The following is a 24,774-nucleotide window of genomic DNA, read 5'->3' on the forward strand; positions in this document are numbered from 1 at the left end:
GTCCCCAACGGCGTGAACGCCACCCCACACCCGGGGCAGGCACGGTCGACCTCGGGCACATCATGGATCTCCTCGCGGGTCTGCAGATGCGAGTAGTCCCGCCGGCCATGCCCCCGGCTCCCCGGCCGCTGCCCGCGTTGACGCGCCGGCCGGCCGGCATCCCCACCGCCCGAATCCTGCCGATCTTCTGGTTTCTCATCCACAGCCGACGACGGGCCGGTCTTCTCCGAGGAACGACCGAACAGCATCCGGGACAGCACCGCGACCTGCTCGCTCAACTCCTCGACCMGCAGCTGCAGCTGCCCGACACGGGCCTCGGCTTTCTCCGCACACTCCTCGGCCCGCTCGGCACGCCCACGCCAGTACGCCACCTCGGTGACATCATCGGTGACAGACAGAACAGACACACCACCCAGGACACATCACCAGCGTCCTCGGTATCAGGAACTACACCCGACGTATCACGAAGAGCCCACAACCCCCCACCAGCATCCCGCGGACACTCCGCCCGACTCCCGCCACAGCCACGACACCGCCACACGGCGGAACCAGCCCCTCCACGCCATCGYCGAATACTTACACCGGTGTTCCCGGCCCCCGGTGGTTCGGCGGCGGCCGCTGCGCCGGCGCCGGCTGCTTTCTCGTCCGGGGGCACATTACCCGGCGGTTCGTGCGGCAAGGTTTCATCCGCTGGACTGGCGCCAGGCATAAGACTCCGGATGTCAGTCATCGTGTGCGCCCTCCACGCCCGAAGTCCCCTTTTCGTCCACGGCTCCGGGGTCCGGGGCCGTGGTCGGGGATCCCTGCGTGAAGTTAGAATCACCAAAATTAGGGCGGTCGAGCGGCGCGGCGAACTGGTGGCCCTGGCCATAGTGTTCCGGGCCATGGTGCTCGGTACGCGGCCCGATCTGCTGGTCGCCGCGTGGGGCGTGGGTATCTCTACGGGTTGTGCGGATCGGACCAGACGCGGTGTTGATGTCACCGATGCCCACGTGCGTCTGCGGCCGATTATCCCCGAAGACCGATCCGCCGACGTTGCTGATACCACCGATATTTCTGATGCCGCTGATATTTCTGGTAGCGCCGCTCTGCCCAAGGTCGGCTCGGCTACGGTCCGATGGCGTGGAAGCCTCGGCCGCCGCCCGCGACGGTGCGGCTGGAACCTCGGGAACGCGGAAGCCGCGGTGCAGCAGGCCGCCCGACGGTCTCGGCACATACAGGTACGCCTCGTCGCGGTATGTCTTCACCTCGACGGGGGCCTTCACGAACAAGGAGTCGTCCAGCCCGCTGTAACCGCTGAGCACGGCGTCCTCGTAGGCCCGTGACGACAGGATCRCGGCCACCAGGGTCGTCCGGGGATTCGACTCTTCCAGCAGGTGTCGTACCGCGGCGGCGTCAAGCTGGCGGTGCAGGGCAATACGGGCCGCACCGCTGCCGTCACCCAGCCGGTTCGTCCCCGAATCGGTCGTCGATCCCACGTGCAGGCTCACCCGCATCCGCAGCGTCCGGTCGGCCGCGGCAGGTGCGACGGGCGCGACCTTGTTCCGGTACTCCAGCTCCTGCTGGAGGTTGTCCAGGAACGGGTGGACGAGCAACGGCAGCATCGAGGGCTCGAAGCCGAGCACGTACCCGTCGCCGGTGGTGTCGGAGAAACGTTCCATCGATGGTGATTCGGACCAGCCAGAACGCGCGAACGCTCCGGTGAGGATGTCCGGCACCGCCCGCGTCATGTCCTCGTGCCAGCGTCCGGGGTAGCCGCTGAAATCCTTGATGTCGACGACGAGCAGGGCCCGGTAAGGGGGCATTGCCATGCTGTCGGTGCCGCCATGGACCGGTGTAGAGGCCATCGCTGAATCCTTCGCGTTCGCGGGAGAGCACGGATGTCGTGCCCGTGTTCTTCAGCGTCGCGGCGGAAGAGTGACAAAAACGTCCATCGACGGACGGTTCAACGGTGGCACGGACCACATCTCGTCGGCCCACCGGCTCCCGTCAACGGAGAACCAGCGGACGACCTGGAGCCCGCCGGGCCAGACCGGCATGCTCAGCCGGTCGTGATGCCCACCTCGGCCCGCAACCGTGAGATATCCGCCACCGCGAGCCGTGGCCCCGGCCTCAGCACCTGTTCCTCTCGCAATGCCGCCACATGTGCGGCCACCGTGCTCCGGGCGAGCCCCAGGGACTCCGCGACGGCATCGAGCGAGAACGGCACCCRCATCGGATCGGGCAGCTCCGGTCCGGCGAGGGCGACCAGTTCCAACAGCAGGCGGGCGACCCGCTGCCGCGGCGAGAAATGCACGAGCTGATGCTGATAGGGAACCGTTTCGGACAGCTTGCTCACCACGTAGTCAGCCAGCGCTCCCTGAACACCGTGCCGCCGCAGGAAGGAGTCGAGCGTGGCGGCGGAGACCCGATGCGCCTCGCATCGATCGATCGCCTGCACCGTGGCGGTGCGTCCGGTTCCGATTCGCGCCATCTCACCAATCATGTCCCMGGGCGAGCGCAGCGCCAGCAGGAGGGCCGAGCCCTCCGCGTCCACGCGCACCACCTTTACCCGGCCGGTGGTCAGCAGAAGCAGGAAATCATCTGGATCGCCCTGACGCAGCAGCACCTGCCGCGACCGGAAATGGCACCGGGAACCGCATGACAACAACGCCTGCCAGAGACGGTCGCCGAGGATAGCCTGCATTCCCCGCCGGGCAGGCCGGACAGAATTGGTCATCCCACAGAAGTATCGCGGATCGGGCCCGCATTCGGCGCCGCCACCGAGAGGATGCGACTGAGGTGACCGACCAGCGGTCTTGTCCGATCAATCCTTTCTATCCGGTTCGCCCGATTCGCTCTCGGCCGCGATGCACCGATGCACCGATGCACCGTGCCGCGGATGGTCGAACTGCTGCCATCCGCGGCACGGCGCCCGGCTCCCCGTGCCATCGGCGCAGGGCCTCGTTCACCGGCCGGGCCGGGCCCCGGGTGGACGGGTTACTCGACTACTCGACGCCCTCGAAAATCCAGCCCCTGTCCTCCCTGAAGATAGGTGACAGGGCAACCAGCGGCGGGTAGATGAGCGCCGGGTGAAGTCCCAGGGTCAGTTCATTGTCCGGGACACCGATGGTGAAGGTACCCGACTGGGGACCATCAGCGATCTTCCATTCACGCGGCTCCGGGAGCACACRTACCCGCTCGAATGTGTCCGGGTCACCATCGAAGCTCACAAAAGCCCCGCCGGACGGCTTGCGGATCGTGTAGGTGTCGTCGTTGGCGCGCCGCACCTGCCACACCTGCCCGCCGCCGTTGCCGTCAGGCAGAAGGACGAGGTTGCCCCCGCCCACGTCGGTGAGGGTCTGCTGCCCGGCGATGCTGATCCGGTAGATGCCGTCGATCACACTTGCCACGCTTGGCTCCTCTTCCGTCAAAGGAACAACTGGTCACGGTTGCAACCAGCCGCGATTGAGAATGTTGCTGCCTGCACCAGAGTCAGAAGGAAGATCTTCTCTTTGATGACATGATGAGACCCTTTTTGGCGGTTCGATGAGCCAGGAAAGCTCTGCGATGGGGCACTGGACGAGCAGACCGTGGTGGCAGCGGACAGCCAGGACGCTAACACCATCATGCCCGCTGGCGTCGGCGTTTCGGATCAGCGGCGCACACTAAAAATGCAGATCAAGACCCGACTCGCGCCGTCCACGTATCCAACGATATCTTCGCACACCAAACCGCGCTTTGTGGCCGGACTTCGCCCTCCTTTTCCCCCCGACGTCCCACCAGCCGCGCCGAGCGGTGTCCCGCCGCGCCGCGGCGCGGCGGCGCACCGGTGGCGCGAGCCCCGCGAGCGCACCGAGGGCGAGGGCCGCCGTATGGCCGACCGCGTCGAGCTCCCCACGGCTCACCCCCTTCATCATCACGGGGAGTACGACGACGAAGGTCAGTGACGCCAGAGCGCGCAGCGACCGGCGGGAGGGCAGCACCACGAGCGCGGTCAGGGCGGTCGCCACGACATAGCTCGGCCCGACATCCAGGACGTGCAGAGCGGTCCGCGRCAACCCGCCGGTGACGACCCGCAGGTCCAGCACACCCTGGGAGATCAACGTCGCCCCGGCGTGCCCACCCAGCACGACGGCCAGCGCGGTGGCGCCTCCCGCCGTCGCCTCCAAGCCGCCCACGGCCAGGCCCGCGAACATGAGCCACGGCGCCAACGGCCCCTCGGGCAGCCACGGAATACTGCCCACAAGCACCCCGAGGGGATGGTGGCGCATCTGGTCGAAGGTTGTGCTCATGGCCCACTGCCAGCGGGTCGCCGTGGCCGGGTCGACGTACTGGAACACCCGCGCCGCGACGAGGGCGCCGAGCAAGGAGTCGGTCACCGGCAGCCGCCACACGACCGACCACGGGCGTCCCGACCACGGGCTGGCGGCGCCCTCGGCCCCGTGAACGTGCTCCGCGCCGGCGGGGCCGTCGTCACCTCTGGCGGTACCGTCGTCGCCTCCGGCGGGGGCCGGTGTGCGGACGGTCATGGGACTCCGGCCCCCGGTCCACCTCGGATGTTCTCCGCCGGCGCGGCCCATCCCCGCTGATCGCCCCGGCCTGGAATCGAGCACGCCACGGAACACTCCCGCCTGACGAGAAGCAGGGCCCATCTGAAGAATGTCTTCGCCCGGCGCTGTCATTCCCGGCACCGCGGCAGCCGACCAGATGTGCCACGGTCGCGCCGGGCGGATGGTCGCGCCGGGCGGATGGTCGCGCCGGGCGGATGGTCACGCCGGGCGGACGGGGCCGACAGTCACGCCGGGCGGATGGTCACGCCGGGCGGTACCGCCCACAGCAGGCTGTCTCGAAGCGCCGGACGCCACACGCCGAAGTCGTGGCCGCCGGGGCGCAGCCGCAGCACGACGTCGAAGCCCGGACGCTCCCCCAGGGCGCGGGCCATCGCCTCCGTGTCGCCCAACGCCTCATGATCGCCATGTCCGCAGTCCAGCCACACCCGCATCGGCGGGAATGGTGGGAGCGTCGCCGCGTACCGGGCCGGGGTGTTCGCCGCCACGACCAGAGCGAGATCGGGCCGGTTCCCGAACAGGCCGACCATCCCGCCGTCGTGGGTCGGTTTCGACATCCCGGACATATCAATGATCGTCTCGACGAGGTCACGGTGGCGTAGCCCGAGGTTCAGCGCGCAGAACCCGCCGGCGGACATTCCGACGAAGATCCGGTCGGCTCGGTCCGCGATGGCGCGCAACCGCCGGTCGACCGTCGAGATCACGTCGTCGATCAGATAGGTCTCGATGTTCTCGCCGGGCCGGTCGACGCATTCGCTGTCGTCGAGCCAACCGTGACTCAGTCGCGGGGCGACGAGGATCGCGGGCCGGCCGACCCCGGCAAGCAGCGCGCCGACCTGCGCGGCCCGGCCCGCCCGGTACCAGTCGACCGGCACCCCCGGCGAGCCATGCAGAAGGTAGACGACGGGGAACCGGACGTGCGGTTCGGTGAAGTACTGGGGCGGGAGGTACACCAGTGCCTGCTTTGCCTCCTTCACACCGAACCCGCTGTGCGTGCCGGGGACCAACAGGTCGATAACCGATCCGTCCGGGTGCGGCGGCGCTGGCGCCACAGCCTCCCGCGCCGACCCCGTCGGCCAGGACTTCACCCCGATGACGTCGTCGACCCGCGGCAGGTAGCCGTAGTAGGCATTGACCAGATCCGCCGCCGTCACCAACGTGAGCAGCATGGCGAGGACGCCCATCCCGAACGCGGCGGGGCGTCCCACCCGGTTCCGATGHCCCGCCCGGCGCCGGTGGGCCAGCCACCCGCAGCCTGCCCAGCAGGCGAGCGACATTCCCGCCAGGGACAGCAGGAACCACTTCCCGATGACGACCAGGGACCCCAAATCCACGCTCCCCTGCGAGTGTGTCCACGGTGTAGACAATATGGACGACGTAGACAATATGGACGACGTAGACAATATGGACGACGTAGACTGAAGGTGATGGTCAGTCCGGCCCGGGGCCGGTCGAGGTGTCCTTTCTTCGGGCACGGTGATGGAGGCCGGCCGTCCCAGGCCGGGGCAGTCGGGACAACCGGGATAGTCGGGACAACCGGGATAGCCCGGACAGATGGTCGCGCCAGCAGGGCCAGACCAGGAAGGCCTCGGCTTCGAGCATCGCCAAGGCGATCCGTGGTAGCTCGGAACTGGCGGGGTAGCAGATATAACGGGGCTGCCAGGTGGGTTGAAATTTGGCGTTGAACCGGTACAAGCTATCGATTTGGAACCAGCGGGACAAGAATATTAACAGGGAACGCCAGCAGCGGATGACCGGCCCGGCGCCCAGGCGCTCGCCGCGTTCGAGCGCGGACCGGAAGAACGCAAAGTTCAGCGACAGCCGTTCGACGCCCAGCTCGCGGGCCTGGCGCAGGGCGCTGACGATGAGGAACTCGTTCAGCCCGTTGTCGGCGGTCCGGTCCCGCGTCATCGCGTCCAGCGACAGGCCGTTGGGGCCCCACGGCACGAAATGCAGCAGGGCGCGCAGCCGGGGCTCGGTGCCGGCCGCGTCGGCATGCGACGTGCCGTCCTCGATGCCGCTTGTCGTGTCGTTCGCCGGGTGGCCCGGAGCACCGTTCACCGGGTCGTCCGCGTCGTGGGGACCCGCGTCATGGGGACCCGCGTCATGGGAGAACGCCATCACGGCTACGCAGTCGCCGTCCGCGCCGCCGCCGAGGCGGCCGAGCGCCATCGAGAAGCCCCGTTCCGTCTGGGTACCCCGCCAGGCAGCGGCCTGTGCCTTCAGCCGGGCGATGTCGGCCGGCGCGAGATCGCCGACCCGCCGCGCGACCGCGGTGTAGCCGGCGCGTTCCACCCGGGCGACCGCCTGGCGAACGTTACGCATCGCCCGGCCCTCCAGCGTGAACGACGCCGTGTCGACGATGGCCTCGTCACCGAATTCCAGCGCGCACAGCCCGGCGCGSGTCCAGGCGAAGCCACCCGCCTCCGAGCAGCCGAGGACCGCCGGCGTCCACGCATGATCGGCCGCCTCACGCAGGAACTCCCTGATGGCCCCCGGCCAGGCCTCCCGGTCACCGAGCGGGTCTCCGCTGGCCAGCATCACGCCGGAGACCACCCGGTAGGCCACGCAGGCCTTGCCGGTCGGTGACCAGATCACCGACTTGTCCGACCGCAGCGCGAAGTATCCCAGCGAGTCGGCCTTGCCGTGCCGGGCCAGCAGGGCACGTATCCGTTCCTCGTCGGAGTCGGTCAGCCGGGGCCGGGGCTCGGGCGGTCGCAGCGCGAGGTAGCCGGTGGTCACTATGGTCAACAGGCCCATCGTCAGCAGCACGCGGGCGGCGAGGCCGGAGAACCGGTCGGAGGTGAACCGTAGCGGACCGGGGATCCCGACGAGTCCCTCGACGATCTGTTCGAACTGGGCGGACAGCGAATGCGGGCCGACGATCCGGTCCTGGCGCACATAAAGCAGCAGGAACCCGATCCCGATCGAGACGACAGTGAGCAGCAGGCCGACGCCGAGCGCCCGCCAACGCGTCGACGGGTCGCCCTTGGCCCGGAACTCCCCGTGGACCAGCAGCAGGGCGATGAGCAGCGCGGCCGATCCGGCCGCCTCCTCGTAGTCCAGACCCTTGGCAACGTGGAGCACGATGCTCACGCCGAGCAGGACCACCACGGCCCGCCAAGCCCGCCGCTTGCGGCGGCGCAGCCCCGGCGTCAGCAGCACGAGCAGCATGCCGACGACGACGGTGAACGCGGCGGCCTGCTGGGAGGCCGCGGGGGGCAGGAGCACCCGCAGGTCCTCCAGGCGGGAGCGCCACTCCGGGGTGACCGCGGAGATGACGTCCACCAGGCCGACAACCAGAGCCAGCAGCGCGGCGATCCGAGGCGCCCACGGCTGTTTCCAGGGGGGCAGCACGGGCATCCGGCCGCTCTTCCTGCCGGGACGGACGCCGGGTGATGTCGTCGACGGCGGGGCAGATGACGGCTGTGAGGCAGACGACGCCGGTGAGGCAGACGACGCCGGTGAGGCAGACGGGGCACGCGGTGCCTGGGGGGCAGGCTGTGCGGAAGGGACAGGAGGGACGGGAGAGGCCGCGGACCCCCGACCGACCGGACCAGACCGGGCGGACAGGCCCCGGCGGGCGCCGGGCCGCCCGGGTTCCGGCCGCACCGCCGGGCGTGGCCACCACCGGCGCCGGATGACGGCGCGCTCGTTCGCCTCGGGCGGCGCGTTTCCCCCCCGCCGCCCGTCGGCGGGGCGCCCGGCCGAGGTGCCCGATGCCCCGGTCCCGCTCGAGATTCTCATGATCCCTATCGTCTCCCGATGGGTCGCTTGCTATGGCGCTCAGGACCTGGAGACGATAAACCGCCCCGTCACGGACGTTCCTCGTGCCACCCGATCGTAGCCGGGCCGAGTCGCGGGGTGGTCACGCGCAGAAGGCGCCGAGTCGTGGACGAGGGCCAGGCGGGCGTCCCGGGCCGGCAGGGAAGGACGACCTGGACGATCTCCGCCCGAACGTCTAGACACACCCAGCAGACCAGCTCACATACGACATTTAGGCAGTTAACTCACTTATCTAGCTCACTTATTACTCCCATCCGGACGGAGGTGACCCTGTGAGGTCGATCCGCGGTCTACTCATCCTGCGCTGCCGCTGCGGCCATGCGCGTCATGACCACGAGCACTACCGGCCCGGCTCGGATTGCGGCCGATGCGGGTGCCCGGCTTGGACCCTGTGGAGGCGACGTTGACGCCCCTGAACCTAGGGTAAGACGGGCAGGACGCCAGTCAACCAGATCAGCCGCTTACACAGCGTCACCTCCTGCTGTCCGCCGGACACGATCAACACCAGGTCACACGTCATTGGCCCTTGTGGCCCTCGGCGCCGATSCGCGCACCGGCTCAGCTCATGATTTCCGGGCTTGGTCTCGGCCCGTCCTCCTCCCGATGTGAAACTTTCTGAGGATGCCGGCGACCGACAGCTCGGTGTCGAGATACCACGTGCCGACGATTACCCCTCCGATGAGGACGACACCGAAACCGATCAGCCACGACAGGATGGTGAACACGACCCCGATCCCGCCATAGCTGCGCTCGTTCGCCACGATGGAAGCCGAGAATGCCAGCCGGYTGACGACACCCAGACCAGTCAGGCCGATCGTCGTGAACAGGGCTGTCGGCCACGAGTCCCGCCAGCTCATCCGGCCGATGGTGAGTACCCGGACCCCGACCCACAAGAAGAGCGCCAGGATCACGGTGGCTACCAGGCCGTAGCAGACCTGACCAGCCACGGTGCCGGTKAGCAGCGCCCCGAGACTCGTGGTAGCGACGAGAAAGAAGATCAATCCGCAGAGCCAGCYGACCTGGRCCAGTAGGCCGCGTAGCCCGAATGGCTTCAGTCTGAAGACCCGCACATAAATGGACTGGACGGACGCGGCCAGACTCAGTCCGCCAATTATCAGCCAGAGCACTCCCAGTACTGTCCAGCCGGTGAGGACGGTTCCGCTCCGCGGGGTAAAGAGTCGTTCCACGGCCATCGCCGCATCATGGCTCAACCCCATGCGCGCGATGATTATGTCCGCCGCACCGCCCTGCCGCAGTGGCGACAGCGCCGCCAGCGTGATGACAAAAGGAAAGAAAATCATCAGGATCATCGCGGCGAGATTCATCGCCCTGTTAATCAGATCCGCCTCACGTAGTCTGGACGCCAGGTCTCCTACCGGGGACTGCCCCGCACGCCCCCGGGCTGTCCCGACGCGCGCACAGAGCGTCCTGATCGGCCGCCACGGCGCGCCGCTGCGGTGAGCGCCAGCGCCGCCGGACGGCCGCGACGCAGGATTGTTATTACTCGTACGCCAGCTCCGGGGCATGGCGTCCTCCCCACAGCACCGGGTTCATCGCCGGATCCGCCGAATGCCCTGTGTGCGGCGCTCGCCCTCCGGGGCGGGGACTCAGGCAGCCGCTTCAGTCGATGATGAGGGCGATGAAAATGATGCAGACGATTATGTTGATGAGCCAGCTGTGAGTGTTCATCCAGTCTCGGACGCGCGGTGCGGCGACTTCTGCCCGTCTATGGAACAGTAGTCGGGCAAGCAGCGGCAGTGCCGCCACCGTAACGGTCAGCCCGATGAACGGGAGTGCTGCCGCATAGGACKCGTTGTTCTGCTGCAGGTGTATTCCAACCGTCATCATAATCACGATGTCCGAGGGCATCAGCAGAATGACGAACAGTCCGACTTGGAACGCCTTCATCAGATCTGCCGCCATCAGCGTCGTCAGCCATTTCGGCGGCTCCACCGTTTCGCGCCRCACCCAGTTCTTCACGGCGGCGACTGCCAACAGGCCCACCAGTACGTACTGGATGATCTGGCCGGCCGAACCGTTACTCCTCGAACTTCCCAGGTCGACGGCGCTGTCCAGCAAGGCGGCGAGGCCCATCATGACGGCCACACCGGCCGCTGTCGCGGCCGCCACACCGGCCAGGAACCCCAGGGATACCCGCCCGGCTCGTGGCGTGGTAACGAAGATGATCGCCGACATGATCTGCGGTCCGATCATCATGGTGATTGCCAGCGGGAGAATCTGGAGACCGTCCATGGATGCTCCCCACCGCTTGACCATGYTGATTCACGCGAGACTCCTAGCCCTCTCGCGCTCGAACTCCTGGTCGTTGAGCAGTCCGCGGCGGTGCAGGTCTCCGAGCTTGGCCAGCTCGTCTGCAATAATGGTCGCGCGGGTCGCGGCGCGGATGTAGCCGCGGACCGCTTCCTCGCTCGCCGAGCCAACAGCCGGACCGGGTCCTCCCGGCCCCGCGCGCGTCGGGTGCGCCGATTACCACAGCCATTACCTACCGCCTGCTCGCCGCGTCAAACCCAGCATCACCCGAAACTCACCCTCTCGTCTCGGCCCGATGCCGCAGACGGTGGCCGGGGGCACTAGGTGAGCAGGGGCACTGACGGAAGACGGTCGGCTTGGGGTGTCCGGCCGGACTTGCGGGCCTTCGTCTTGGTACCGTCCCACTTCGCTTGAGTTGACCATGGTGTACCCACCAGTCGGCTAGGTCCAGCGTGGCGGCAGTCCGGAGCCGGTGCGCGGCTGGCCGCCCTACGACCTCTCCCACGACCCTCCCAACGTGCGATCAGCTGGACGATCGATGGTCATCGGCGGCCAAATGTCCACGCACGGCACTCACCCGTCCGGGGGATCCTGGAAGTGGCGTCAACGGCACGTGGTGTGCTGGCAGGAAGAAGGCCGGCGCGGGTTACGCGTACGGACGACGGCGCCAGTGCGCGACAGGGGGACCGCCGGATGACACATCATCGAAGTCCACGAAGCCAACCTGACGGCTACCTTAATATATCGCGGTCATCCACAAGAGCGGTGACACCGTGAAAGTGGTCTCCGTCATGAACTACAAGGGCGGAGTCGGAAAGACCACTCTGACGGCGAACATCGGCGCGGAGATCGCCCGCTGGGGAAAACGGGTTCTTCTGATCGATCTTGATCCGCAGGCGAGCCTCACCTTCTCCTTCTACCGGCCGGAGGACTGGCGGGCGCACCTCGCCGAGGGCCGGACCATCAAACAGTGGTTCGAAGCCTGGCGGATGGACGGGCCGGTGCCGGGACTCGAGGTACTCGTCACCGCCCCCACGGTGGCGAACTCCCGCATCGCGCATAACGGTGGCCGGCTCGACCTGATCGCGTCCCACCTTGCCCTCGGCGACGTCGAGATGGATCTCGCCGCGCGGTTGGGTGGGGCACAGATCCACCGGTCGACACGCCACTACTTCGACGTCTATCTGCGTCTCGCGGCCGGGCTTGCCACCCTGCCCGGGCGGCTCTACGATCTGGCGCTCATCGACTGCCCGCCGAACTTCGGCGTCATCACGAGGTCCGCCGTGGCGGCCAGCGACCAGCTGCTCATCCCGGCCYGCCCGGACGAGCTGTCCACCCTCGGAATCGATCACCTGCAGTCCCGGCTGCGCCGGTTCACCTGGGARTTCAACCAGGTCGCTGATCTGCAGGCCGACCTCCGGCCGGCCGTGAAGAAACTGGAACCGATGATTCTGGGCGTCGTCTTCACGATGGTCCAGTACTACGGTGGTCAGCCCGTCTCGGCGCTGCGGCCCTACATAGCACAGACCAGAAGCCTCGGGCTGCCCGTCTTCGATGCGATGCTTCGGGAGAGCAACAAGCACTTCGCCGGCGCGGCCCGCGCCCAGCTCCCCGCCATTCTCACCGAGCAGCTCAGCCGGGAACTCGCCTGGGAACTGCAGAGCCTGGTCGAGGAGTTCCTCAAACGCATCCGGACGGCGAACCATGGCTCCTGACAGTCGGCCCGCCAGCCACCCGGGTCGGGATGCGGCCCGTCTCGGGGCTGTTCTCCTGCGCCAGGTGTCCGATCTGCTCGACACCCTGGACGTCCGGCAGCTTGACGATCTCGTGGCGGGTCGGGCGCGGCTCGCGGTCGTCCCCACGCCCACAGCAGCGCCCACGCCCACAGCAGCGCCCACGCCCACAGCAGCGCCCACGCCCACAGCAGCGCCCACGGCCACGGCCACGGCCACGGCAGCAGACCCGGGCGGTCGTGCCGCGGCGGACGGCTCCCGGCTCCCGGCGTCCGTGGACGTCGAGAAGCTGCACGCGACACTGGTCGCCGCCGCGAGCCGGGAGGAAGCCCGGGAGCACCTGGCTGCCCTGGGCCGGATTCCGGTCCCGCAGCTACGGGCCCTGGCGGGCGCCCTGGGTGTCGACGGTGTCGGCGGCAGGGATCCGAAAGCCACCGTGATCCGAAAGATCGTGGACGGGACCATCGGTTTCCGGCTCAGCTCCCGGGCGATGCTGGCCGGGGAATCCGAACTGTAGAGCCGCGTTCTCCGACCGTTCTCCGGCCGGTGGAGCCGTCGGCTGGCCCGCTCCCGCCGGTCATGCCGCACCGAGCAGGAGGCCGAATCCGGTCATCAACACGGCGACGGCGAGTACCAGCGAGGTCACGAGATTACGCATGGTGACTCGGCGGGGAGCGCCGTCGAGGTCCGGCTGCGCCTCGGGCTCGCGCGGTGGAATCCGCAGGGCGAGCACGATCGGGTGAAACGGCGAGACGCGGTTCRGCGGCCAGGCGACCGCCCGCAGATCGCGCCGTTTGAAGGGGGCGTGACTCGCGCATCCGGTGAGCCAGCCGTTGACCGGGGTCTCGCAGATGCCGTCGTCGGTCCGGTAGGCCCGGCAGAGCGTCGGCCAACGGAATCCCAACATCACGGTGATCACGAGCAGGGCCACCGGCAGCGCGATCCACGTGCCCCGCAGGGTGAGCCACAGCCCGGCGGCACCGAAGGCGAGATAGCAGGCGAGATGGACATGTTTGCGTTCCCGTCGGCTCCTCGTCCGTGAAGCGGCCCGGYGGGACCGGGTCGGTTGCCGGCGGCGGGCGGACGTCCGGCCCGATCCCGACGAAGATCTCCTGCGCGGCGCTGCCATGACCATCCTCCTGTCTGCCCAGGTGCACGGGTGGGATGCGCCGCGGCGTCACGACAGATGCGTGGCCGTCCGTGCATCTGCGCCGACGGTCACGCCCCGCCCCTCGGCTGGCGTCGCTCCGCGATGGTTCTAGCACAGCTTGATGCCTAATTTAGCGCTTATCCTTTGTTTGCCATCACTTGCCACCAAACGCCAATAATAGGCGTATGATGTGTCCGTATAGCAGTCATGTTTTCAGTCATGCTTCTTCGCGACAGATCTCGATCAAGGCTTTGGCGGATCCCGCCGGCCTGTCGATCAGTACGGTGAAGGCGCGGTCGAGATCGGGCAGCGGATACCGGGGATGATCAGACTGGCCGCGACGAGCCTCGGCCTGGTCCCCACCGGCCTCCTTGTCCGACGGGACACGCGCGGGCGTCCGGGCCGGCCCTGGACCTTCGGCCGCACTGACGCGCCGCCGTTGACACCTGGAGCCGCTCCAGGAAGCTCCTGCTCCTGGCCGGGTTACTCGTCCATGGCACGGAGCAGGCTCGCGGGCAGCGATCGATCCGGGCCGGCTCCCGTAGTCCATCGGGAGCYCCATCGGCCGAGTTCCATCAGGATCGGCGCGAGATCCCGGCCCGCCGACGTCAGTTCGTATTCCGAACGAGGTGGACGTGGCTGATAAAGCCTGCGTTGCAGGATGCCTCGATCGACGAGCCGGTCGAGGCGCCGAGTGAGGGTGTGATCGGAGATCTTCAGACGGRTTCGGAAGTCGTCGTAGCGCCGAGCGCCGCCGAACGCCTCTCGGATGATCAGCAGGGACCAGTGATCGCCGATCAGCCCGAGCGCGCGAGCGGCCGGGCAGTCGGACTCGTCGTGCTGGTCAAGCACCTGGCCAGTGTATCTGTTGACTTCCATTTCGGAAGCATCTAGGATCCCTTCCGAAATGGAAGTCGGTCTCGGGGGAGTGGAGGCGCGTATGTCGAGGTCCGCTCAGCCGAAGGAGTCTGCGGCATCACCACTGCTGCTGCCGGTCGTGTGCCTCGGCCAGTTCCTGGTCGTGTTCAGCCTGTCCAGCGTGAATGTCGCGCTGCCCAGCCTGGCAGCCGATCTTCAGATGAGCCGCGAGACCCAGCCCTACACGGTCACGGCCTACGGGATAGCCCTGGGCAGCCTGCTCCTGCTGGGTGGCAGGGCTGGCGATCTACTCGGCCGACGGCGACTGTTCCGGCTAGGCACGGGGGTCTTCGCGGTCGGCACCGTGGTGTGCACGCTCGCCAACGTGACCGGCGTGCTGCTCGCTGGGCGGGCCCTGGAGGGGCTCGGTGCGGCCATGCTCGCCCCGGCCGCGCTGGGGACGATCAACGCGATCTACCCGCAAGGGCCGAGCAGAAACAAGGCGCTCGGGGTGTTCGGTGCGGTGTCCAGCGCGGCGGCCGGGGTGGGCGTCTTGGCGGGCGGGGTCCTCACCGACGGGYCGGGATGGCGGTGGGCGTTCGCGATCAAAATTCCCTTCTGTCTACTCCTGCTCGCCGTGGTCGGAAGGATCATGCCGGAAACCCGTGACACCCGTTCTCACCACGGCTTCGACATCGCCGGCGCGCTCACCGCGACGGGGTCGATGTTCTCGCTGGTCGTGGCCATCACACAGGCGGAGCAGCGCGGTTTCACCAGCCCGGCGATCCTTGCTCTGTTCGGATCAGCCGCCGTTCTTCTGATCGCCTTCATCGTGATCGAGAGCCGCAGCGACGACCCGCTCATGCCGTTGGCCCTCTTCCGCCGGCGTGGTCTCAGCGTCGCCAACGGCGCGACCCTGCTCGTGTGGGCCAGCTTCGGGTCGGCTTTCCTCCTGGTGGCCCTGTATGTGCAGCAGGTACTCGGCTACAGCCCGATGAAGGCCGGGCTGACATTCGTGCCGATGGCAACCGCGGCCGCGCTCGCGRCCAACGTCGCCCAGGCGACAGCGAGTCGTTCCGCGCGCGGTCCCAAGCCCGCGCTGCTCGTCGGCCTTGTCCTCCTCACTGTCGGYGTGGCCCTCCTGTCCCGGGGCGACGCCGACACCAGGTACACGGCGGTGCTGCTGCCGGCGCTCGTGCTGTGYGGCGCCGGTCTCGCGACCTCCCTCACCGCGCTCAACGTGGCCGCCTTMAGCGGCTCCAACAGCGACGACTCCGGGGTTGAGGCAGGACTCCTGAGCACCTCCCAGGAGATCGGCGCGGCCCTCGGCGTCTCGATTCTCTCGACGGTGTCGGCCCGCGTCATCTCCGATCATCTCGCAGCTCATCCCGGAGATCCGACCGCGATGCTCAGCGGCACGGTCGATGCCTTTCAGGTGTCCTTCGTCGTCGCGGCGGGCATGGCTGCCGGCGCCTTCCTGCTTTCCCTGATCGCCCTCTCGACGCGGGTTGATATCCCCCCGGCCAGCGTGTCGGAAAACCCCCTCGCGGAACCAGCCTCGATAATGCCCTCAAGGTGACACGGTCGCCTTAGACGGGACTTCCGAAGATCGTCGCGCGGGTTCCGCCCGCCTTCTCATCGGATCGAACTCGGCCGCGGCCATGCGGCTGCTCCTGCCAGGCCTCCGCTCCCCTCGTCCCGCTCGCGGCCTCCTCCGCTGGGYCGTGCCGTTTCCTCCTCCCGCAGCACATCCGGCGTCAGTGGCGCTGGCCAGTGATTTCTTTCTGGCCAGCCCGTCAGTACCCGCGCTCCTCAATGAATCGCTCCTTGAGGAGCAGGTCCGCGACCCCGTTTCCCACCCCGTGGGACGGGGTTGTTGTCGTGTTCGGTGGGGTCAGGGGTGATCCCGGCYCGCCGGTAGTGCCCGCTGATATCTCCCTCCAGTCTGTCGCATAGGAGACAGCGGAGTCCTTGTTGCTAAATTGCTACGTATCGCCCAGAGTGGTGATGTCCAGTTGTTCAGGAAGAAAGGATTGGCTGATGGTAGTGCTTGACCAACGGCTGCTCGAGAGTTGTCGACGCTACGTCGACGACATGCCGCCGCGCTTCAACTACATGACTTCCCCCGAGCTGGYCAAAGCCCTGGAGTCCCATCCGGACGCATACTTCGTCCTTGACAACCGCACCCCCGAGGCGTATGCGGCGGGCCATATACCGGGTGCCGTGAACATGTGGTTCAAGGACGTGCTGTCCGACAGCAACCTCGCTCTTCTCCCTCGGGACAAGACAATCGTCATCGTATKCTGGGTGGGCCATACGGCCAGTCAGCTCGTCGCCCTGCTCGGTCTGCTGGGTTTCACCGTCGCAGGTCTTCAGTACGGCATGGGTGAAAGCCCGGTGCCCGATTCCCCCCGGGCCGGCTGGCGCGATCTGGGCCTGCCGCTGGAAAAGAAAATTGGCTAGCGAATCGCTCACCTGAGCTGACGCAACGCCTATCTGCCCTCACCACAGGTCAAGACTTCCRAGAACCCGCTTTGAATCTTGTCTTGACCGCGAACGGCGCTACACCATGGGATCGAATCCCGGTACTCGGCGTGCCGACCGGTCACAGCCCTCTTTGTCAGGCTGGAATACCGGACCGGAGTACTTCTAAAACAGACTCTAAGAGGGAGTCTTAATCAGCCATGCCCAACGAAACCGCAACAGAGATCATCGATCTGCTGTTTCAGTTCCGGCGGCTCTCCGATCCGACGGAGGTCTGCTCGGCCCAGCCCTGCGAGCTCTGCTTCGACATCCATCGCCCAAAGATCGAGTACTGGATCAACCAGAACGAGCCGATCCACTTCGTGATCCTCGCTTTCCCGGCCAAGTCACCCAACAGGCAGAAGGTCCTCGGCTCGCTGCCGGATCTCGCCGAGCGCATCGCGCTCGACTTTCTGCGCTCGATGTGTGAGCACATCGGCCATTTCTATGAGCCCGGAGCCAGGATCACGGTCTGCTCGGACGGGCACGTGTTCGGGGATCTGATCAGTGTCTCCGACGAGGCCATCTCGTCCTACCGCAGCGACCTGGAGGCGCTGCTGGTCGACATCAGAGCACACAATATCGATCTCTACTCACTGGACGACGCGTTCGGCGCCGGTGACTTCACCGAGCTGCGTAGGAAACTGGAGGAAAACTATGCCGCAACGGTGGCGGAACTGCGCCAACAGATCGCCACGAGCCCAGCCACGAAGACGCAGTTCAACGGCATCCACCGTTTCGTGTTCGAGGATCTGCTGGTGCTGCGCCCGGAGACCAGCCGCACTCAACTCCGGCTCGCCAGCAAGGATCTCGCCTACCAGATCGTCCGCCGCAGCAACGCCTGGAGCCGACTCGTCGCCGAGCAGTTCCCGTCCGCCGTCCGCCTGTCGATCCACCCCCAGCCCTRCCATTCCGAGAAAATCGGCATCCATATGATCAGAACCAGGGACAACTGGCTCACTCCCTGGCATGGCGTCGCCATGGACGACGGCAACAGTGTCACGCTGATAAAGCGCAGCACCGCCGAAAAGCTGAACGCGTCGGTGGTCTGGCGCAATGGACGACCGAGTCACTTCGTCGCTCCGCATCTCATGCGGACGGATTCGAGGGTGAAGGAGACCGTCTCGTGAGTGCCGGGGCACTGGTCGACGCCAGCTCGGCGCCGCGGCGTTCGCTGCATCCGTTCGGACTGTTGATCGAATCATCCAGTGACACGGATCTGACCGCCGTGCCACCCGAGGAGTTGACCCGGTTCGTCGCGGATTCGAAGCTGCTGGTGCTACGAGGTTTCCAATCTCCTTCGACCACCGATCTCGTCGCCTACTGCCGGCGAATGGGCGAGATCCTGACCTGGGACTTCGGGGAGGTGCTGGACCTGACGGTGCACGAGGACCCACAGAACTACCTGTTCACCACGGGTCCGGTGCCCTTCCACTGGGACGGCGCGTTCGCCCGGCTCACGCCACGCTTCATCGTGTTCCGCTGCCTACGCGCTCCCGACCCGGATAGCGGCGGGGAGACGACTTTCTGCGACACCGCCCGCATTATTTCCGCCGCGCCTGCGCACCTGCGTGACACCTGGGCCGGCGTCCGGATCGACTACCAGACCGAAAAGATCAAGCACTACGGCGGGCACATCGTGCAGGACCTCGTGGTGCCCCATGCCGTGACGGGTGTGCCGACTCTTCGTTTTGCCGAGGCGCTCGACCCAGCCGAATATCTCAATCCGCTGTTCCTCGACATCCACGGCGTCTCACGGAATGATCGCGAGGACTTTCTCGACGATCTGTCGGCCCGGCTCTAYGACCCGTCCGTCAGCTACGCGCACGCATGGCGTTCCGGCGATGTCGTGATCGCGGACAACCATGCGCTGCTACACGGTCGACGGTCTTACTCACTGGCCTCCTCGCGGCGACTCCAACGCATTCATGTGATCTGAGCAAAGATTCGAGGAAATGGAGAAGACATGCGGGATCATTACGACGTTATTATCGCCGGCGGCGGGCCGGCGGGCTCTACACTGGCCGCGCTGCTCGCCCGCACRTCGGACCTGAAAGTAGCGATCTTCGAGAAGGATGAGTTCCCGCGCGAGCACATCGGCGAGTCGTTCGCGCACCCGTTGATCCCGGTGCTGGCAGAGAGCGGAGCGCTCGCGAAGGTGCTGGCCAGCAACTGCTGGGTAAAGAAATTTGGCGGTATCTACAGCTGGGCGCGGCAGGGTCCGAGCCGGGCGTTCTTCGACCACGCGAACTGGGCGGTGGACGGGGTACACCGATGGGCACTGCACGTCAACCGTTCAGAGTTCGACCAGATCCTGCTGGAACACGCCCGGGACCTCGGAGTCGACGTCACCACCGGGATGGCCGTCACCGACTTCGCCGCGGCCGCCAACGGCTGTCAGGTGACGCTCGCCGACGGCACCGCCGTGTCCGGCGCGTACTTCGTCGATGCCTCCGGTCGCCAGCAGAGCCTGGTCACCAAAAAGCCTCGCGAATGGTTGTCCGGCTACCGGAACATCGCGATCTGGCAGCACTACCTGGGCGGCCTGCCGGCCCAGGGGCTCGACGGCGACTGGAACATCTTCCGGGAGAAGAACCTCTCGCCGATCGGTTGCTTCGCGTTTCCCGACGGCTGGTGCTGGTACATCCCCGTCCCCAGGATCGTGAACGGGGAGCGGGTGCTCACGCACTCGATCGGCATCGTGACGAGCCCGGAGGTGCTGAAGGAACCCGGGAAGGACTTCACGGACTCCGAGGTCTTTCTGCGCACCGTCCGCGGCGTGCCGCGGCTGGCCGACCTGGTGGCCGAGGTGACGCCGATCTCCGACCAGATGATGACGGTCACCAACTACTCCCGGGTCAATGAGCGCTTCGCCGACCTCGACCGGCACTGGATCCTGATCGGCGATGCCTCCTACTTCGTGGACCCCCTCTTCTCGTCCGGGGTCGCGTTCGCGGCCAACCAGGCGGCCTCGGCGGCGCTGCTGCTGCGCACCACGCTGCGCGCCGAACTCTCCCCGGGTCTGGTGAGAGATCTGTGGCAGGACTACGACCACGAGTGGCACGGAATGGCCGAGGTGTTCGCGCTCTCGATTGATCAGTGGTATCACATGATCGGCGCGGACAACCCGGGCAGCGCATACTGGCACCGGCGCAATTCGAGTCCGCATCTGGACATGCCCGATCGGTCCTTCGACGCGCTGCTCAACACGGCGTTCACCCCCGACCTGCTCCTGATCATGACGCGCGGCACCGGCCGAATGTCCGACCTGGCGATCGACGGTCCGTACCAGCAGGCTCGCGCGCACGTGATGCTGACGGAGCCGGAACCGGACGCCGTGCTGGTCGCCGCTCCCGGAGTCCGGATGCGGGCCGGCGTGGCGCTKGATGTCCCCGGCTTCAAAGCGGTGCTCCCACCGGCCGACCTCGAACTGGACACGCCCGCCGCGGTACGGGCCGCCGTCGCCGAGTACTGGACCGATCCGGTGGCGGCCGAGGCGAACGGCGGCCTCGGCGTGCCTTCTCCGACCGCCTCCCCAGTACCGTGCCACCGTTTCGAGTTCGATTCCGACGCACTCGTCGATTCCGGCTCAGGCGCGACGGGGTTTTCGGTGCGCGGGGTGGACAGTCACGACGGCGCACCGCAGCTGTGGGAGATACTCAGCCGCGGTCCGGTCGTCTACGGCGAGCTCGGCTCGCGGCTCGCCCCCGGTCAGCGGGTGCTGCTGCAGCGGCTGATAAAGGCCGGAATGGTCACCGTCAAGACCGCGGCGAGGCAGACCACGCCGGGGACTGAAGCCGCCGAGGTCACCCTCGCGGACTGRCCGAAGCGGCGGCCGGCCAGCCGGGCGCGGGCCGGGCCGGTCGCTCACGCCGGCCCGGCCCGGGTCTCAGCCGGCGTGCGCGGGGACGACCTCGACGTTGGTAGTCGACTCCCGCCCGGCCCGGATGAGCACGACGATCACCACCGCCGCGAGCGCGATGAGGATGGCGCCCCACAGGAACGCCGTGGTGTAGCCCTCGATCTGCGCCTGGTCGAGAAGCGCCTTCCCACCCCGCCCGTGATCGGCCAGGTAGTTGGTGACGGCCGTCGCGTAGACGGTGTTGAGCAACGCGGTTCCCAGCGCCCCGCCGATCTGCTGGGTCGTGTTGACCAGCGCGCTGGCCACCCCCGCGTCGTGCGGGGCGACCCCGATCAGCGCGAGGTTCGACAGGGGCACGAACGAGAAGCCCATGCCGATGCTGATCAGCAGCTCGGAGGGCAGGATGTGCACGACGTAGCTCGAATCCGTCCCAACCCCGAGGAGCAGCGCCATCCCGACCGCCGCGAGCGTCGTGCCGGTGCCGGCCAGCACCCGGGGTCCGACGCGCGGCAGGAACTGGCTGGCAAGCCCCGCGGAGACGATGATCCCGCCGCTGAACGGCAGGAACGCGAAGCCGGTCTTCAGGGCGCTGTAGCCGAGCGTCTGCTGGAAGTAGTACGTCAGGAACAGGAACATCGCGAACAGGCCGGCCCCGGTCAGCAGCGAGGCCAGGAACGAGCCGCCGCGGTTGCGCTCCCACGGCACCCGCAGCGGCAGCAGCGGCGCGCTGGTGCGGGACTCGACGACGACGAAGGCCACGAGCAGCACAGCCGCACCAACCAGCAGCCCGATGGTGCGGGCGTCGCCCCAGCCATCCTCGGCGGCCACGGTGAAGCCGTAGACCAGGGCCACCAGGCCCGCGGTCACCGTCACCGCGCCGGGCAGGTCGTAGCGGGCCTCGCCCTCCGCCCGGCTCTCGCGCACCACCGGCAGCGCGAGTACCGCGGTGATGATCGCGATCGGCACGTTCACCAGCAGGCACCACCGCCAGGAGGCGTACTCGGTGAGCAGGCCGCCGACGATGAGACCGATCGCGGCGCCACCGCCGGAGATCGCTCCGTACACGCCGAACGCCTTGGCCCGCTCGTGGCTTTCGGTGAAGGCGACGGTGATCAGCGACAGCGCGGCCGGCGCGAGCAGGGCCGCGAACGCGCCCTGCAGCGCCCGCGCTGCGAACAGCAGCCCGGCGTTCGGGGCCAGGCCGCCCAGCGCCGAGGCCAGCGCGAAACCGAGGAGTCCCCAGCTGAAGGCCCGCTTGCGCCCCAGGTAGTCGGCGACGCGCCCGCCGAGCAGCAGCAGACCGCCGAAGGCCACGGTGTACGCGGTGATGATCCACTGCCGGTTCGCGGTGGAGATGTCGAGATCGGCCTGCGCGTGCGGGATCGCGATGTTCATGATCGCGGCGTCGAGGACGACCATGAGCTGCGCGACAGCGATGATCCAGAGCGCGAGCCAGCGCCGTGGATCGGGCGAGCCGTCAGCCGCGTCCACCGGACGGTCCTCCGCCTGGTGGTCGAGGGTTGTGGTCACAGGGAAGCTCCTAGCCGGTCGGACCTGAAACGGGGACGAACGAACGCCACGAGTTCGGGCGAGGCGACCCGGTGCGGTGGGGATGGTGCCGATGGGGATGGTGCCGATGGGGATGGTGCCGATGGGGATGGTGCCGATGGACGGCGCCCCCGGGACCGGGCGGTCCGTGGCGGCGTCGGTGACGCGGCAGTGGCAGGGACAGGGACAGTGGCAGTGGCAGTGGCAGTGGCAGGGACATCGAACAGGAGTTCGAGCAGAGAATAGCTCAGGCGTTCGAGTTGACCCCGGACGGGGGTGTTTCGGGCCGGAGTGTCGTTCCGGGCCGGCCAGCCAGCAACGGCRTGAGCACGTCGTCCACCATATGATCGACGAACGCATCGTYGAGCGGCTCGCCGGTGACGAGCAGGCGACAGAAAATCATCGCCATGACGATCTCCATAATCACGTCGAAATCGGCCGACACAGAGATCTCCCCCCGTTGCGAGGCCCGAGCGAACATGCAACGGCCGATCTTCGCTTTGTTCTGCAGGATGTTGGCCTGCACGACCGCGGCCAGCCGCGGGGACTCGCTCGCGGCCCGGAGCACGCCGATGAGCAGCGCACCGTCGGGACCGGTAATCGTGTCGATCATGAGGTGCACCTCGGCGGCCAGGTCGTCCCGCAGGCACCCGGTGTCAGCCGGAACGCGGTCGCCGGGACCATGCCGGCGCAGGGCCTCCACGACCATCTCGTCCTTGCACGACCATCGGCGGTAGATCGTCGCCTTGCTGGCTCGGGCCCGGGCCGCGACGGCGACCATGCTCATCCGCTCATACCCGACCTCGACGAGCAGTTCCAGCGCGGCGTCCAGGATCGCCCGTTCCCGGGCGTCGTCCCGGGGCCGGCCACGCCCGGCGCCACTCGGCGGGGAAATCGGTTTTCGCCCTTCCGTCTCGGACGCTTCTCCGGAGTCGACGCGCATGGCCGCGACGCCGAGGAGAAGGCGTAATGAACATTACCTGGACCAGAGAAACAGTACCGTACTGTACTGAAAATACCAGCTCCCCACACCGTGTGGTGCTGGTCACATCCACTACCCGTCACCAACACCCGTACCCGCACCCGCACCGCGTCGGCCCCGGCCCCGGCCCCGGCCGCAGGCTCCGGCCGCAGGCTCCGGCTCCGGCCGTGATCCGGGTGTCCCGAACGGACAACGCCCGGGGCCGTCCGTCTGGAATGTCAGTGAACGCCAAGATCAAGGGATTCATCATGCGATCGGACGTTCGGAACGGTCAGAGCGGCAGGGCATGATGACTGGCGGAGGCGAGAGTTCCGTCCCCGCTGACCCCTGCCCGGCCGATCCCCGTCCCGCCGATCCCCGTCCCGCGGACGGCCCTCCGGAAGGGAGATTGTCATCATCCGCTCCGCCCAGCACCGATTCCTCGCCGCTGCCGCCACCGGCGGCATGCTCGCACTCGGCCTGGGCCTGGCGGCGTGCTCCCGGCACGGCTCCACCCCTCGCCCCTCGTCGCCGACAGCGTCGGGCCCGGGTGGCCCGAACAGCACACTCGCGCAGGCCGGCACGCCCGAGGAGTCCGACGGCCTGTGGGTCCTGCGCGACGTGCCCTACGCGCCGGTCTCGCCGGCACAGCGGCTGGATCTCTACCGCCCCTCCCCGCCGGCCCCGACGGCGGGTGCCGARGGGGCCCGGGTGGTCCCCGGGACGGTCCTGCCGGTGGTGCTCACGATCCACGGTGGCGCGTTCATGCTCGGCGACAAGCGGGACGACCTGCCGGTGGTCCGGGCACTCGTCCACGCCGGATACGCCGTCGCCAGCCTGAACTACCGGYTGTCCGGGGAGGCGAAGTTCCCGGCCGCGGTCCAGGACGTGAAGGCGTCCGTCCGCTGGCTGCGGGCCCACGCGGGCACCTATGGCCTGGACCCCTCCCGCATCGCCGCGACCGGCGCGTCGGCCGGGGCCTACCTCGCGGTGATGCTGGGCACGACGAGCGGCGTGGCGATGTTCGACGACCCGGATCTCGGCAACCCCGGGGTGTCCAGCGACGTCCAGGCCGTTGTCGACTTCTACGGCCCGGTGAACTTCGCCTCGATGGACGCCCAGCTGCGCACGAACGAGCGGTGCACCGTGGCCGACGCCCAGCACGACCGGCCCCACTCGCCGGAGTCGCGCTTCCTCGGCCGCACCGTGACAGCCGTGCCCCAGCTGGTACGGGTGGCGAGCCCCCTGAACTACCTGAGCCGCGGGCCGCTGCCGCCGTTCCTGATCGAGCACGGGGACGCGGACTGCACGGTCCCCCACCAGCAGTCGCTGGAACTCGCCCACGCGCTGCGCACCGCCGGAGCGCCGGCAGTGGACGTGACGATCGTGCCGGGCGCCGGCCACGGCGGTGCCTTCCCGACCCGGGAACGGATGGGCGTCGTTCTGGCGTTTCTGCACCGCACCATCGGCCGCTGACGGCCGGCACACCACCCGGCGCTCCATCGAGCAACCACCTCTGCGACCTCAGGCCG

Annotated in this window: 21 protein-coding genes and 1 pseudogene; 8 read left to right on the forward strand and 14 right to left on the reverse strand. The window is 67.8% G+C overall.

The features are described 5' to 3' along the window. From CcI156_RS19090 to CcI156_RS27880, 10 genes are all read right to left on the reverse strand, one after another. Window positions 1-407 (reverse strand): transposase (locus tag CcI156_RS19090; protein ID WP_217697723.1); only part of this gene is annotated, 407 nt, incomplete at its 3' end. Between the two features lie 315 nt (window positions 408-722). Then, entirely contained in the window at window positions 723-1,847 is a 1,125-nt protein-coding gene (locus CcI156_RS19095) for a hypothetical protein (RefSeq protein ID WP_139341548.1), read from the reverse strand. Window positions 1,848-2,041: 194 nt separating this feature from the next. After that, window positions 2,042-2,719, reverse strand: coding sequence for a Crp/Fnr family transcriptional regulator (locus CcI156_RS19100; RefSeq protein WP_076807286.1), 678 nt, complete (start codon window positions 2,717-2,719; stop codon window positions 2,042-2,044). A gap of 268 nt (window positions 2,720-2,987) precedes the next feature. After that, the gene (locus CcI156_RS19105; RefSeq protein WP_076807288.1) at window positions 2,988-3,392 is read right to left on the reverse strand and encodes an RICIN domain-containing protein; all 405 of its coding nucleotides are present in this window, start codon (window positions 3,390-3,392) and stop codon (window positions 2,988-2,990) included. A 255-nt stretch (window positions 3,393-3,647) separates the two neighbouring features. Then, complete coding sequence (locus CcI156_RS19110) at window positions 3,648-4,511, reverse strand: rhomboid-like protein (protein ID WP_076807290.1); 864 nt, start codon at window positions 4,509-4,511, stop codon at window positions 3,648-3,650. 266 nt (window positions 4,512-4,777) lie between these two features. Beyond that, the gene (locus tag CcI156_RS19115) at window positions 4,778-5,884 is read right to left on the reverse strand and encodes an esterase family protein (RefSeq protein WP_023841772.1); all 1,107 of its coding nucleotides are present in this window, start codon (window positions 5,882-5,884) and stop codon (window positions 4,778-4,780) included. A 97-nt stretch (window positions 5,885-5,981) separates the two neighbouring features. Beyond that, window positions 5,982-7,913 (reverse strand): phosphatidylglycerol lysyltransferase domain-containing protein, encoded by a 1,932-nt coding sequence (locus CcI156_RS19120; RefSeq protein ID WP_011437135.1) that lies wholly within the window; start codon window positions 7,911-7,913, stop codon window positions 5,982-5,984. 986 nt (window positions 7,914-8,899) lie between these two features. Beyond that, complete coding sequence (locus tag CcI156_RS19125) at window positions 8,900-9,661, reverse strand: ribonuclease BN (RefSeq protein WP_254847517.1); 762 nt, start codon at window positions 9,659-9,661, stop codon at window positions 8,900-8,902. A gap of 295 nt (window positions 9,662-9,956) precedes the next feature. Continuing rightward, window positions 9,957-10,589, reverse strand: a complete 633-nt coding sequence (locus CcI156_RS19130; RefSeq protein ID WP_076807295.1) for a GAP family protein — start codon at window positions 10,587-10,589, stop codon at window positions 9,957-9,959. Window positions 10,590-10,619: 30 nt separating this feature from the next. Then, the gene (locus CcI156_RS27880; protein ID WP_108913277.1) at window positions 10,620-10,742 is read right to left on the reverse strand and encodes an SHOCT domain-containing protein; all 123 of its coding nucleotides are present in this window, start codon (window positions 10,740-10,742) and stop codon (window positions 10,620-10,622) included. A 638-nt stretch (window positions 10,743-11,380) separates the two neighbouring features. Here CcI156_RS27880 and CcI156_RS19140 point away from each other — a divergent pair. After that, entirely contained in the window at window positions 11,381-12,322 is a 942-nt protein-coding gene (locus CcI156_RS19140; protein ID WP_076807297.1) for a ParA family protein, read from the forward strand. Beyond that, entirely contained in the window at window positions 12,312-12,857 is a 546-nt protein-coding gene (locus tag CcI156_RS19145; RefSeq protein WP_023841768.1) for a hypothetical protein, read from the forward strand. Before CcI156_RS19140 ends, CcI156_RS19145 begins: the two co-directional genes overlap by 11 nt. Window positions 12,858-12,917: 60 nt before the next feature. On the opposite strand, the gene CcI156_RS19150 is transcribed toward CcI156_RS19145, so the two are convergent. Both CcI156_RS19150 and CcI156_RS19155 read right to left on the reverse strand, forming a co-directional pair. Next, the gene (locus CcI156_RS19150; protein ID WP_139341549.1) at window positions 12,918-13,469 is read right to left on the reverse strand and encodes a hypothetical protein; all 552 of its coding nucleotides are present in this window, start codon (window positions 13,467-13,469) and stop codon (window positions 12,918-12,920) included. Between the two features lie 504 nt (window positions 13,470-13,973). Beyond that, window positions 13,974-14,369 carry a helix-turn-helix domain-containing protein gene (locus CcI156_RS19155; protein WP_076807301.1) on the reverse strand — a complete coding sequence of 132 codons (396 nt, stop codon included), beginning with the start codon at window positions 14,367-14,369 and terminating at the stop codon, window positions 13,974-13,976. A 61-nt stretch (window positions 14,370-14,430) separates the two neighbouring features. Here CcI156_RS19155 and CcI156_RS19160 point away from each other — a divergent pair, with 61 nt between their 5' ends. The 5 genes and pseudogenes from CcI156_RS19160 to CcI156_RS27135 all read left to right on the forward strand — a co-directional run. Further along, window positions 14,431-15,927, forward strand: coding sequence for an MFS transporter (locus tag CcI156_RS19160; RefSeq protein WP_175637627.1), 1,497 nt, complete (start codon window positions 14,431-14,433; stop codon window positions 15,925-15,927). Between the two features lie 461 nt (window positions 15,928-16,388). Further along, a complete protein-coding gene (locus tag CcI156_RS19165) occupies window positions 16,389-16,811 on the forward strand; it encodes a rhodanese-like domain-containing protein (RefSeq protein WP_076807305.1) in 423 nt (140 codons plus the stop codon). A 221-nt stretch (window positions 16,812-17,032) separates the two neighbouring features. Further along, window positions 17,033-18,001: an L-tyrosine/L-tryptophan isonitrile synthase family protein gene (locus CcI156_RS19170; protein ID WP_076807308.1), complete on the forward strand. Its 969-nt coding sequence runs from the start codon at window positions 17,033-17,035 to the stop codon at window positions 17,999-18,001. After that, window positions 17,998-18,810 (forward strand): TauD/TfdA family dioxygenase, encoded by an 813-nt coding sequence (locus tag CcI156_RS19175; RefSeq protein WP_011437145.1) that lies wholly within the window; start codon window positions 17,998-18,000, stop codon window positions 18,808-18,810. The genes CcI156_RS19170 and CcI156_RS19175 overlap by 4 nt, the downstream gene beginning before the upstream one ends. 27 nt (window positions 18,811-18,837) lie before the next feature. Next, a pseudogene (locus CcI156_RS27135) lies at window positions 18,838-19,974 on the forward strand (NAD(P)/FAD-dependent oxidoreductase); the annotation flags it as partial. A 786-nt stretch (window positions 19,975-20,760) separates the two neighbouring features. On the opposite strand, the gene CcI156_RS19185 reads toward CcI156_RS27135, so the two are convergent. Both CcI156_RS19185 and CcI156_RS19190 read right to left on the reverse strand, forming a co-directional pair. Next, a complete protein-coding gene (locus tag CcI156_RS19185; RefSeq protein WP_011437147.1) occupies window positions 20,761-22,263 on the reverse strand; it encodes an MFS transporter in 1,503 nt (500 codons plus the stop codon). A 265-nt stretch (window positions 22,264-22,528) separates the two neighbouring features. Next, entirely contained in the window at window positions 22,529-23,224 is a 696-nt protein-coding gene (locus CcI156_RS19190) for a TetR/AcrR family transcriptional regulator (protein ID WP_083718672.1), read from the reverse strand. A gap of 483 nt (window positions 23,225-23,707) precedes the next feature. On the opposite strand from CcI156_RS19190, the gene CcI156_RS19195 reads away from it, so the two are divergent. Further along, window positions 23,708-24,718 carry an alpha/beta hydrolase gene (locus CcI156_RS19195; protein WP_011437149.1) on the forward strand — a complete coding sequence of 337 codons (1,011 nt, stop codon included), beginning with the start codon at window positions 23,708-23,710 and terminating at the stop codon, window positions 24,716-24,718. Window positions 24,719-24,774 lie beyond the last annotated feature (56 nt).

The sequence above is a fragment of the Frankia sp. CcI156 genome (genome assembly GCF_001983015.1).
Lineage (GTDB): Bacteria > Actinomycetota > Actinomycetes > Frankiales > Frankiaceae > Frankia > Frankia casuarinae.

What these genes read in the sequence shown, in the direction of transcription:
- CcI156_RS19145 (WP_023841768.1), top strand. Translation starts at nt 12,312, where the DNA reads ATGGCTCCTGACAGTCGGCCCGCCAGCCACCCGGGTCGGGATGCGGCC.